Here is a 13,163-nt window from a genome sequence, read left to right as displayed (position 1 = left end):
GCTAGGGAGAGTCAAACACCCCTCAACTTACTAGTAGGAGATCGTCACGTAACCACCTGTGCCGGCATTGCCGGCGTTGCCGTTGACAAACACGCCGGTAACACCAAGCGCGCCTGCACCGCCCGCACCACCAGTGTTCGCGTTGCCACCCGTCGGGCCACTGCCTCCATTCCCTGCTGTTCCAGCGACGCCATTTGCGCCGTTGCCACCCGCAGTTCCTGAATTACCCGCGGTACCACCTGCAGGACTGCTACCTGCGACTACCCCGCCTGCACCCAACGCGCCTCCAGTACCACTTGCCCCAACTGCGTTGGTGCCTGCAGTCCCGCCTGTGCCTCCGTTCGCACTCAATAGCGTCCCCGAGGTCGACCCAACAACTGTTGTTGTACCTCCATTGCCACCGTTCGTAGCGGCCGTGTTGGTATTTCCGACGCCCGCCGCACCCGCTGTCCCGGCAGCCCCGATGCTAATGGTTAGCGTTTCACCTGGGACGACGGACACGGTCCTTGCTGCGATGTACTCACCGGCACCACCACCACCACCACCACCACCACTACGGGTGTTGGCCGCATTCGTTGCATCTGCGCCACCGCCGCCTCCGCCGCCGGCTCCGCCAATACCCTCAACATTGATGGCGTAGATACCTGTGGGCACTACCCACGTGGTGCTTGAAGTGTAGGTTGTAGTGCTGCCAGCTGCTTGCGTGGTTGTTTTTGTTGCTACCAAGTATGAACCTTTGTAGACGCGGCACGCATTTGCCGTGGTTGCATCTGTTGTGCCCGCCGATGCGAATTGAATCTTGACATTTTCTGCACTACCGCCAGTGTTATCGATTAGACCGCTGATTCGAATTATTCCCTCAAGGCTAGCATCTGAGAGATATGCAATATTACTTGTCTGCCCTGAGGTCGTATGACGGAAAGACCCAGCATGGTACGGTGAGCCGTCCTTATACCCAAATGATGTTGCTTCAAGCGTACCGGATGTGAACGAAATCGCCACATTCATACCTTGAGCTGCAACACCACCCTTACAAGATAAAAATGCCTCAAATACCCAAACCTCGTTCGCCGCTACCGGGAAGTTTAGTCCGGCATCAACAAGAGTCGTCCCGCTTGACCCAGTAGCAGCGACAACCGTGAATGGTGCCGTGTATATGCTGGAACCTGTCCCACTCCCGCTGGCAGTCGAAGCGATCGTGATCGTGCCACCGCCATTGGTGATCGTGATGTTCGAACCTGCGGTCAACGTCGCTGCCACCGGAGCAGCTCCAGTGCTGCCTATGAGGATCTGTCCGTTGGTCAGCGCAGTTGACACGAGATTGCCCGACCCATTGGTCGAGACGACTCCGTTATTCGTTAGTGCCCCGGCGCTGGCGATAAGCGTCCCCGATGTCGGGAGCGTGATATTCGTCGTGCCAGTGGTCGTGAGCGTGAGCGGGAAGTTGCCCGCCGTCGAAAAGCTATTTGCCGTGACGATCGGTCCGCCAAGCGTGATCGTGTTGGAGTTGGAGTTCGAGACGCCCGTACCGCCGTTTGTCGGGAGCAGCGTACCGGACACTTCCGTACCGAGTGCCACCGCACCGGATGAAAGCACACCGCCCGAGCTATTATGCACGACGCCCGGTTGCGCGGTAAGATTGGAAAGCGTCAGGCCGCCGAAGGTCGGCGTGGAAGCAGTGCCGATGCTCTGCGGCGTCGCAAGCGTGATCGTACCGGTACCATTGGTAACGGTGATCTGGTTGGCCGTACCCGTGAGCGTTGCTGCGGTGAACGAGTTGGCGTTGCCGATGAGCAGTTGTCCGTTGGCAAGGTCCGTCGTCTGGAGCTTGCCGGTGCCGTCGGTCGTGACGACACGGTTCGCCGTGAGCGTACCGCTCGAAGCGACCGGCGTGCCGCTGAAGGGCCCCGTGATCGAGACGTTGCCGCCGGTGATGGTGATCGTATTGGTGCCGTTATTGACGCCCGTACCGCCGTTGGCAGGCGGTAAGATGCCGGTAACATCGCCGGAAGCGAGGTTGATGGCGCCGAGCGTCAGGGTGCCGGATCCGTCGGAGTGGAAGATGCCGGTCCCGGGCAGCGGGAAGACGTAGGTCTTCGCGCCGGTGGTCCAGCCGCTTCCGCTCGTCAGGAGCGTAAGGGTGTTCGTAAGGTCGGTGCCGCCGTTGCCGCCGAGCACGAGTTTTCCGAACCGATTTGCGTACGTCTGGGCCATAGCCTGCGTCGCAACCAGTATCGCTAATGAGAAGACTGCAAGTCCGAATAGAAATCGTTTCATCGTAGTATAGCGAAAAACAAGCTGTTCGAAAAACCGCATTCAAGAGAAACGGCCGGTTAGCGAAGGAGCCGAAGCGCAAGCTCGTGGCAGGCCCCAACGGCCACCTTCGCTACCCAAGCGGGTAGCGTGGCGCAGAACACAATTCCGCGCCACGCGACAATCCATTAATAGTTCGCGACGACGCGCCATGCACCGGTGCCGGTGCTGTTGCTGGCGTTCGGATCGTACACGAGGGTTACCGTACCATCGACGCCAAGGATGATGTCCGAAGCGCCCTGGAGATGGAACTGGTTCGCTGCAGTGCTGCCCGCGTTCTTGTCCTTGAGGACGATCGGGTCCGGTCCGTTATTGATCAGGATGATCAAGCGGCCCGAAGCGCCGGCGACCACACCGGTCAGGTTCTGCGGCGAAGCAGTCGAGTTCTGCAGGTAATAGACAGTCTGCGTCGAAGAGATCGCAAAGTTGTTCGTCGCACCCGCGATGTTGTTCGTGGTGCTCGATGCATACGTCGTCGTTGCACCTGCATTGACCCACGTCGGTGTGCTGGTGCCGTTCGACTGGAGCACCTGCCCTGCCGTACCGGCAGCGGTGTACCCGAGTGCGCTGGTCGACACGCCAAATGCGACACCGCCCTGCGTCGGGGCAGTCGTCGTGCCCGTACCGCCATGCGTGACGCCAAGCGCCGTGGTGCTATTGTTAAGCACAGCAACGATGTTGTCAGCCTGCGTCGAGCTCGAGGTCGGCAGGAGCTGGTCAGCCGTCCAGGTGTTGGAGTGGCCGAGGTCGATACCGAGCTGGCTCGTGGCTACCTTCAAGGTTGCATCGTGTGCAAGCGAGACTGAAGCGCCGCTGCCGATGACGGCACCCGTACCGCCGGTGACACTGAGGCCGGTGGTTGTTGCGTCAGCGGTGAGGTCGGCATGCGTGATCGAGACGGTCGCCGTGCCGGAAACCGTGTTGACATTGATCGGCGACGTGCCGACAACGGACGTGATGCCGAGACCCGAAAGGCTGGCCCACTTGGCATTACCGGAAGCATCCGAAGTCAGGACATAACCTGCAGCCTGGAACCCATCAACATACATGAAGTTGCCAGCGCCGGTGATGGTCTGCTTGCCCGTCCAGTTGTTAGCGTGGGTGAGGTCGATGTCGTAGTTAACCGTACCACCGAGCGAGACCGAACCCGACGAGGTCAGGGTCGAACCGGTGCTGCCGAACGTGATCGACGAATTAGCGAGCTTTGCGTTGGCGATCGTGCCGTTGGTGATGTCGGCGTTGACGATCAACGTGGTCGACAGCACTCCCGAAGCATCGGTGTGTACAACACCCGCGGTGTTGAGCGCACCAAGAGTGACGCCTCCGTTGATGGTGGTCATCGAACCCGTACCGGTCGAGCCGATCGTGTTGATAACGCTGTTTGCGTTAGCGCCCGTACCGAAGCTGTTGTTGGTTGCCGAGCTGCTCGTGCCGATCGTCGAGTTGCCCGTCGAGGTCAGGGTCGAGAACGAACCTGCACCACCTGCTGCGAGCAGCGTGCCCGAAGCCGGGAGGGTGACGTTCGACCCGCCTGCATCAAATGCGTTGAGCGTGATCGGGCCGGTCGTGGTCGTGAAGGCGTTCGACGTGGAGAAGTTACCACCGGTCGAGAACGTACCCGTCGTCGAGAAGTTACCACCGGACGAGAATGTGCCGGTCGTCGAGAACGTGCCGCCGGTGGACATATTTCCGCCGAGGGTGATCGTGTTCGAGCCGTTGTTCACGCCCGTACCGCCGTTTGCCGGGGGCAGAATGCCGCTGACATCGGCGGTGAGGGAAACGGGGCTCGACGAGAGATCGCCGGTCGAGCTGGAATGAACGATGCCCGTGCCGAATGCGGCGACATTGATCGTACCCGTTCCGCCGATCGAGATGCGGGTTGCGCTGTTCGTCTTGATCACGAACGGATTCGTAGCATCGGTCGTCCCGATGAAATTCGATACGCCGCTTGCATTACCGGTGAGATTCCATGCGCTGGAAACGGAGGTCGGGTCGACCCAGCTCATCGTGCCGCCGGTCGTCGAGGCAAGAATGTAGCCGCTTGACGCCGGTTTGTCAGGCAAGGTGTATGTAACAGCAGTCCCTGGCGTAGCTCCAACGAGGCTGATGGTTTTTGTAAGGTCAGTGCCGCTACCGGCGAGCACGACCTTCGTTGCGTAGTCAGGCTTGTACGTCTGTGCAGAAGCTGCACCGGCGAACCCAAGCGCGACTACGAGCGCGGTGAATAGTTGCTTTTTCATAATTGCGATTGTATCCCGTGTTGTAATTGCGAATATTCCCAACCCCCGTGGCCAGGATCTTTCAAGTAAAAAGGAAATCGTTAGTTCGTCGAAGTAACCTCCCAGAAGCCGAGTGTACCATCGTAGATAAACGTGATCGCACCCTTGGGCCCGAGGATGATATCGCTGCCTCCCGGCAGATCGAACTGATTCGTGACAGTGGACGTCGTTTGATTCTTGAGCGTGATCGCATTTGCACCGACATTGAGCAGTGTGATGGAACGACCATCAACACCGCCGCTAATACCGGTGAGCACTGCGCCCGACGCGCCGGAGACGCGGAAGTACGAGTTGGATCCGCTCAGAGCGACGTTATTATTATTGCCGGCCGCAAATGCGGACGGGGTGGTGGGTGTGGAGGCAACAGCACCGAATGTCTGTGTGCCAGTCCAGGTGTTGCCGTGGGTAAGATCGAGACCGATGGCCGAGCCCGTCACGCCATTACCGGCGAGGGTCGCATCGTGATTGACACCGGCCCACGAAAGCGTACCGGAGCCATTGTTCTGCAAGAAGCCTGTTGCATTCGACGGCACGGTATTGCCGTTGATCTTTGCGACCGTCGGGTTCGGATACGTGCCCGAGAGATCGCCGCCGGCAGCACCGCCCGGCGTGACGCCGGTGATGAGTGCGTTTGCGGCTGCGGTCAAGCGGCCCTGTGCATCTACTGTGAACGTGGCAACGTGCGTCGCATCGCCATACGGAGCTGCCGTTACTGCCGTGTTCGCAAGATTGAGCGTCGTCGACGAACCAAGCGCAACCGAACCGCCACCCGAAAGACCGGTGCCTGCGGTGACTGTCAAGCTCGGATTCGCGAGCATCGAGTTCAAGACCTTTCCTGCGCCGATTGCCGTGACACCAGTGCTATTCATCGTCACGTCGCCGCTCATTGCGTTCGATACCCACTGGCTGCCGGAACCGATCAGGATATTTCCTGCGGTTGCAGTCGTCGAGCCAAGCGTAACGCCATTTATCTTCGCAACCGTCGGGTTCGGATACGTGCCCGAGAGATCACCGCCGGCGCTTGCGCCCGATGCCATTAGTGTCCCTGCGGTAGGAAGGGTGATGTTCGTAGCGCCGGTGACGTTGATCGTCGTAGCGAATGCGCCGGAGAAGGTCAGGGATCCGCCGGTGGATACAGGGCCACCAAGCGTGATCGTGTTGGAATTGGAGTTGGAAACTCCAGTACCGCCATTTGAGGGAGCAAGCACGCCGGACACATCGCCGCCGGCGCCATTGCTGGCCAGATTCACAGGCCCCGACGAAAGCAGACCGCCTGCAGCATTATGAACGATGCCGGCCGTTGCGAAGGTGCTGATCGTCAGCGAGGAGCCGACCGTCACGCCACCGCCGGAGACCAAGCGCATCTTCTCGGCGCCATTGGCTTTCATGACGACATCGAAGGCGTTAAGCGATCCGAAGACCTGTCCAGCCGACAGCGTATTCCCTGCTGTCAGCCATACAAGGCTCGGTGTTCCTGGAGTTGGGGCCGTTATGAGCGTACCGCCGCCGGTCGGCAGCATAAATACGTCGGAGGCGTTGACCGTCTGTCCGGTAATGAGCGAATAGTGCCCATGTCCATCATCGACCTGCACATTGTGCTGGGCTCGAACGGATGACACAGAAAGACATGCAACGCATAACGCCGCACCTGCGATCAGATTGTGTACTTTTTTCATCGTTGTATCCCGAAAGCTGCCCGGGGGTGCAGCTAGCGCTGTAAAAAGCATCTCTCGTTGTCTTGACGCCCGTATTCGTCAGATCAAGAGTACTAATTTTTTCTTCCTAGTCGCTCTGGACAGACGCGCAGGAAGTCTATAGGTGGGTATTGTACTGCGAGAAGCCCGTAACTTCTTACAATACGACAACTCACTGGGTTTTCACACACACACCGTGCCGCTTGTGGGGAAGGCGGATCGGTTTTTCATCACAAGAATCCAAGAAACTACCACTCGCATCGGGCAACTGTGCCTGCCTGATGCCAGCGGCAAAAATTATCGGCACATTAGTCTAAACGGTGCCATGCACTGGCATAATAGATCCACATACCGGTATCTTTAGCGGCGGTATCAAGATCCGAACCGGCGCCACTACCCGCAGGTGCTTTTGCCTTTTGGTTGTTGTCATTATTAATAATGATCAAGATCTGACCATCAACTCCACTAGGCAACACGATCGTCTTGTCACCACCGGTACCACCATTATCCGTGATCACGACGATCACATTATTACCGACGATATTGATGTTCCCTGCGCCTGCGCCTATGGGCATAGCGATCGTCTCAGTCGACAGCTTCACCAGACCGCTCGCAATACCGAGCGCCACACCGGCTGTACCTGCGTTTGCAACGGTTAGTGCGTTCGAAGACGAATTATTTGATACCGAAAGCGTCGTTCCGTTGTACGTAAGATTTGAGTTGTAGCTGAGATTGGTTGCGCTGGTCCAGTATGCAATCGTGTTGGCGCTACCGCCGCCGGTCCAGGTGCTACCACCAACCGGCGACCAGGACAAATTTCCAGAACCGTCATTGGTCAGTACACCGGCCGCATTTGCCGCAGGCCACGCGTAGCTCACTCCGTTGAATGAAGTGATGCCTCCGCTTTGAGTCATGATCGTTCCGCCTGTGGCAGGCCATTGAAGGACGGTAGTCCCGGCCGGAAGAAGCGAGCCATCTAAGATGCCGATCTTGCTTGGTCCATTATCAATCTGCAACCGGTGCTGCGCAAGACTGATATTGGCAAAAAGCAACAGAGCAAGGTAAGCAAAAATCGTGGTCTTCATGTACTTGGGTATGAGTTAACAATCGTCACTGGGTTTCTCAAAACAGCTCCGTGTTCAACCTATTCCTCGATGCACCACATTAACGGCGCAATCCAAAGGAACTACGTTGCTTAGGAACGGGACATGAAACCGAATATGGTATCATGTATGGAGTGAAGAACGACCCTCAATATAATAGAGTCGTAGCATCACATTCTGCACCGGCTCCGGCGGCGCTAATAGCGCAAAAGGGGTAGCCTACCGGTTGCTGTGGGTATGGGTTTGAGACCGTCTCGCGTGCTGCCGTGCTGCGCTGATCGTCCCGTATCGTACCGAACAATTCTCTCTTTTTTCAACTCCAATACCAACCCGATGGATCGGTAGCGAACGTATCCCGTGTAAAAACCGAAAACAAGACCGTAACCCCGCTGCACAATTTGCAGCGGGGTTACGGTGAAAGTTACTTAGTAGCTGACCCAGTCGCCAGCACCATCGGCAACGAAGGTGCGCGTTACGCCAGCACCGACATTACCGGCAACAGCGGCTGCACCGTCGATCGTATCGGCACCCGAGTTGGTGACGTTGATCGCAGCACCAGCGGTATTGCGGATGACGATAATGCGACCCGTATTACCACCCGAAGCCGGGAGCTGGATCGTGATTGCGGCTGCGGTAGCCTTGATGAAATAGTCCGGTCCGCCTGCATCAACCGTGTAGTTGGCTGCCTTCGTGACGAAGTTGCCACGGAGACCAGTTGCCGTTACGACACCATTGTTGGCGATACGCGTGACGCCATTGGTCTGGATCGAGCCAGCCGTAGCGTTGATGTTACCTGCCGTAGCAACGATGTTGCCAGCCGATGCGGTGATGTTACCGGTGGTCGAGGTGATGTTACCGGTGATGGTAGCATTCTGGCCTGCATTCAAGTTACCTGCCGGAGCGGCGATGTCACCGGTCGTTGCCGTAATGTTGCCCGTCGAAGCGACGATACCACCATTGGAGACGGTAAGACCGCCGTTCTGTACCGTCTCACCGTTTGTGACGATGAGGTTACCAGTGACCTGGGCGGTACCCGACCCCGGGATAAGGGTCAACTGACCGGCATTCGTTACGATGTTCATTGCGGCATCCGACAATACCTGGCGGGTTGCTGCAACACCATCGATGATGATCGAAGCACCGGACTTAATGATCCCAGAAGCTGCGATATCGCCCGTTACTGCGAGATCCCAGTGACCGCTAGCAAGAGCATCACCCGAGACTGCATCAACTACACCGTTGATTTCCAACTGGTGGTTCGACGATCCGTTGCCGATCTTCGTCAATGCATACGTACCCGTATTGATGTTGGTTGTCGCCGCAACGTTGAACTGCGGAGTTGCACCACCGACGATCTGTACCGGGGTGAGTGCGCCGTTGTTGGACGTGAAGTTCAAGTTTGAAGCATCGAGGTTGACGTTACGTGTTGCGAGGAACGGATTCGAACCTGCACCGCTCGTGAGCGTCGAACCGAGGCGGTATGCACCACCAGTGTACACGACGCCTTCGAGTGCCGTACCGGCCATCGACGTGACGCGAACCTGGTTCGTGCCGTTGAGCGTCAAGACCTGCGTCGGAGCGGCGTCCGCTGCGATGTTGAGCAACTGAAGGTTGTTCGTTGCCGAGTTCGTCACATCGAGAACGATTGAGTTAGCATTACCACCCTTGTTTGAGGTGATTGTCACCACACCGCTACCTGCGGTATTGTTGCCGATGTTCACCGCACCGGTGCTGGTTCCGGTGTTGACATTCGTAGCATCATTGACGCTTGCGTTGATCGACGTGGTACCGGCGATACCGACCGTACCGGCGGCATTGCCGACTCCGACATTACCGGAGACCGTATTGACGTTCGTCGTTGCCGATGCAATGGTCGTGGTCGTGCCGCTTGTCATGTTCAACGTTGTTGCAGTCGTCATTGCGATTGCACCTGCAGCAGCATTACCGACCGTAACCGCACCTGTGCTGGCGCCGGTGTTGATCGACGTGTTGCTATTGACGTTGTTATTGATGAGCGTAGTGCCGTTAACGTTATTCGTTGCGCCGCTGACCGTCACAGCGTTCGTGTTTGCATTGAGCGTCAAGAGCTGCGACGTGTTGTTGCCGACCGTGAAATCGAGCGAGAAGTTGTCAAGATTGACGTGACGGTTCGCGAGGAACGGGTTCGTACCCGCGCCGTTACCGGCCGTCGTCGAACCGAGGCGATACGCACCGGTCGAGTAGACGATACCTTCGAGCGCCGTGCCGGCGATCGGGGTCATGCGAACTTGGTTTGCACCATTGATCGAGAGCCAGTTGGTCGGACTTGCGTCAGTGAGCAAGTTGTTGATCACAAACTGGCCGGCTGCACCGACATCGATCGTTGTGGTATTATTGCTTGCGCCCGTACCAAAGGTCTGGTTACCAGTCCACGTGTTAGCATGGGTCAGATCGATTGCGAACGGAGTTCCAATACCGTTGCTGGCAATAAGTGTTGCAGCGTCGGTCTGGAGGGTGATCCAGGTCGGCGTATTACCTGCGCCATTCGAGTGGAGCACCTGATTGCTTGTACCGTCCGAAGCACCGTCATTGATCGGTGTCGAAGCGTTGAGCGTGACGCGACCAGTGAAGTTCGAACCACCCGTCGTATTACCGATGCTCGTAGCACCCGTACCCGTGCGGTTGATGTTCGTTGCACCTGCGCCGGCCTGGTTAATATTAACCGGAGCGCCCTGCACATTGACAATGCCACTCGTGCCAACATTGACCGTCTGCGAAGCAGAGTTCGTGCCGATGCTCGTCGTGCGCGACTGAATATTCGTCGTAGCGCCGACATTATCTGCACCGATCGTCACAGCACCCGTGCTGGTACCGGTATTGATCTGCGTCGTATTGTTGACGTTGTTATTGATCGTCGTGTTACCGGCGATGGTGTTCGTACCGCCAGTGAAACCGATATTGTTGGTACCAACAGCCGTATTGTTGAGGCCGATGGTCGTGCCTGCGAACGTAGCGAAATCTGTACCGGCCGGGCCGCCGCTCGTGATGTGCAGCGTGCTAGCATTGGTATTGATGAAACGATCGCTCGCGAAGAGTACCGTCGAGTTGTTCGCAGCGAGGTGCGCATCGAACGTAACACCGTTCCAGGACACATCCACACCGTTCGAACCGGTAATGATGCCGCTGAGCGAGCGGGTACGGACATTGCCGCTATTAACGCCCGTAAGCGTGAGCAGGTTAACCGTCGTATTGTCCTGATTGATATTGTTCGCGACGAGGTTATTCGCTGTATTTGCAACGTCGATCGTGATGGGGTGACCGTTCGATGCAGAGATCGAAACATTTCCACCGGCACCGGTGCTACCGATGTTAATCGCGGTGGTACCCACAGTACCGATATTGGTCGTAACTGCGCCAGCACCGGCACGATTGCCGATATTGTTGGTCACATTACCCGTGTTGGTGTTCGAACCGATCGCGTTGGTGACGTTAGCGGCCGAATTAGAAACGCCGAATTCGTTGCCGGTTGCGTTTTCACCGAACTGGTTCGTATTGGCAACGTTACCGAAATTGTTGCTCGTCGCGTTGTTGCCGAACTGGTTCGTTGCCGCGGAATTGCCGACCTGGTTCAACGTTGCCGAACTACCGATCTGGTTGGTCGAACCAGCAACGTTTCCGATGTTGGTCGTACCGGCAACGGCGTTATTCACATTGACGGTGTTACCAGCAGCCGTGAAGAGCACCGTTGTGCCCGGATTACCGCTCGTGATCGAAAGCGTGCTTGCGTTCGTGTTGATGAAACGGTTATTTGCGAAGAGCACCGTTGCATTATCCGGAGCAAGATGCGCATCGAAGGTCGTGCCATTCCAGGTCACATCCACGCCGTTCGAACCCGTGATGATACCGCTGAGGGTACGGGTGCGGACGTTACCGCTATTGACGCCCGTGAGGGTCAAGAGGTTAACCGTGCTGTTATCCTGGTTGATGTTGTTCGCGATAAGATTGTTTGCCGTATTCGCAACATCGAGAGTGATTGCCGAACCCGTGTTTGCAGCGATCGAGATGGCACCTGTGTGGGTCGTACCACCGATATTGACTGCGCCGCCACCTGCAAAGGTGTTGATGTTGGTCGTTGCTGCGCCACCGGTGTTGATATTGGTTGCGCCAGCAATATTGTTCGTACCGGCAGTCACACCGATGCTCGTCGTCGCAGCGGCCGTCGTTGCGATGTTCGTCGCATTGCCGCCCGTCACGTTGATGTTCGTTGCACCGAGGATATTGTTCGTCGACGTACCCGACGTTCCCATGTTATTGGTCGTCGCATTCGTACCGAAGAGGTTCGTACCAGCGGCATTACCGTACTGGTTGTTCACCGCGCCGTTACCAAAGTTATTGAGGTTCGCGGTTGCACCGAAGGTGTTGCTCGTTGCGCCGCCGCCGTTACCGATGTTGTTCGTCGCGCCAGCACCGTTACCGATGTTGTTCGTCGAAGCGCCGGTATTACCGAGGCTGTTCGTCGTAGCAGCGTTCGTGCCGAGCGTTGTGTTGCCTGTGCTCGAGAGCGTACCGTTCACCTGATCGTTACCATTGATGGTTTCGTTACCGGTGATCGTTACTGCATTTGCCGAAGCACTATTGCCGATCGTGACGCGAGTGGTATTGTTTGTCTTGATATTGATCGTGATATCGTTGATCGTACCAAGCGTATTGTTACCATCGAGCACCGTGTTGCCCGTGCGGAGCCACGCTACCGTACCGACGACCGTTGCGGCATCGTACTTCAACAGGTCACCATTGATGCCCGCGATCGTGATACCGTCGTTTGCAAGATTCAGCGCCGGCACAAGAAGCGGAGCGCCGCTCAACGAAGCGAGGCGAACGTTTGCCGTTCCAGCCGTACCGTCAACGTTGAAAAGCTTCGCCGGCGTGAAGGCGCTACCCGTAGCGCTGATACCGACATTACCACTGCTCGTTACGCGAATGCGCTCACCGGCACCCGAACCTGCAACACCGACGTTCGTCGCGATGACGAAGTCCTGTCCGTTGAGTGTACCGATAAAATTCTGGCCGACACCGGTGCCGCCGCCCGCTGCGGGAAGCGTATTACCGGTAAGATTCCAACCGCTGACCGCGCCCCAGCTGATACCATTATAGATATCGAGGGTGTGGGTCGTCGTATTATAGACGATCAAACCTTCGTTCGGAGTGCCGCCACAAATTGCGAGCTCCTGCGCCGTCGTCATGCGGGGCGTCAAGAAGCCTTTCGTTGTGGAGGTCAGGTCCAACAATGCGCAGTTGCTTGGGAAGGTCTGCACACCGGGGATCACGTTACCCGACGCGTCGATACCGAGGGTACCGGTCTTCGTCGAAAGGTAAACGTTATTACCGCTACCATCGTCCAACTTCAGCTCGCCTGCGCCGAAAACGCGCGGGCTGGTCTGAGCGAACGAACTCGAGGATGCGATTGCTAGGCCTAGCAATGCAAGCGCGATTTTGTTGATACGTCTCATATTTATCACAGTTGTATTGTTGTACTCAAACTTTTTTAATTCCTGGGTCCAGGGGACGTGGATCGTGCTGAAGTGCGCCCATAACCGAGCACAAGTAAAGCGCAGGATTCCACGTAGGGAATTCTAAAGTGTAAATATACCACAATTTTTTCCTGACTCCAAGGAAATCACAAAAAATTAACAACACCGAAACGGTCGACGCAGCCCAAGCTCATATATTACAACTAATTACCACACCAAACATTCTTTAACGACGTCGCTCGGTTTTGGGGCGGCATGTACGCG

5 protein-coding genes are annotated in these 13,163 nt (G+C 56.9%); all 5 read right to left on the bottom strand.

Annotated features, from left to right (window positions below; translation table 11 throughout):
• Positions 1-30: 30 nt before the first annotated feature.
• Positions 31-2,277, bottom strand: a complete 2,247-nt coding sequence (locus JSS75_00190; GenBank protein ID MBS1902108.1) for a hypothetical protein — start codon at positions 2,275-2,277, stop codon at positions 31-33.
• A 164-nt stretch (positions 2,278-2,441) separates the two neighbouring features.
• The gene (locus tag JSS75_00185; GenBank protein MBS1902107.1) at positions 2,442-4,553 is read right to left on the bottom strand and encodes a hypothetical protein; all 2,112 of its coding nucleotides are present in this window, start codon (positions 4,551-4,553) and stop codon (positions 2,442-2,444) included.
• An 80-nt stretch (positions 4,554-4,633) separates the two neighbouring features.
• The gene (locus JSS75_00180) at positions 4,634-6,268 is read right to left on the bottom strand and encodes a hypothetical protein (protein ID MBS1902106.1); all 1,635 of its coding nucleotides are present in this window, start codon (positions 6,266-6,268) and stop codon (positions 4,634-4,636) included.
• Between the two features lie 326 nt (positions 6,269-6,594).
• Entirely contained in the window at positions 6,595-7,371 is a 777-nt protein-coding gene (locus tag JSS75_00175) for a hypothetical protein (protein ID MBS1902105.1), read from the bottom strand.
• A 443-nt stretch (positions 7,372-7,814) separates the two neighbouring features.
• Positions 7,815-12,878, bottom strand: coding sequence for an S-layer family protein (locus JSS75_00170; GenBank protein MBS1902104.1), 5,064 nt, complete (start codon positions 12,876-12,878; stop codon positions 7,815-7,817).
• Between the last annotated feature and the right edge of the window lie 285 nt (positions 12,879-13,163).

It is taken from the genome of Bacteroidota bacterium, assembly GCA_018266755.1.
Classification (GTDB): Bacteria; Bacteroidota; Ignavibacteria; order Palsa-1295; family Palsa-1295; genus JAFDZW01.
This window is presented reverse-complemented; position numbering and strand designations above follow the sequence as displayed.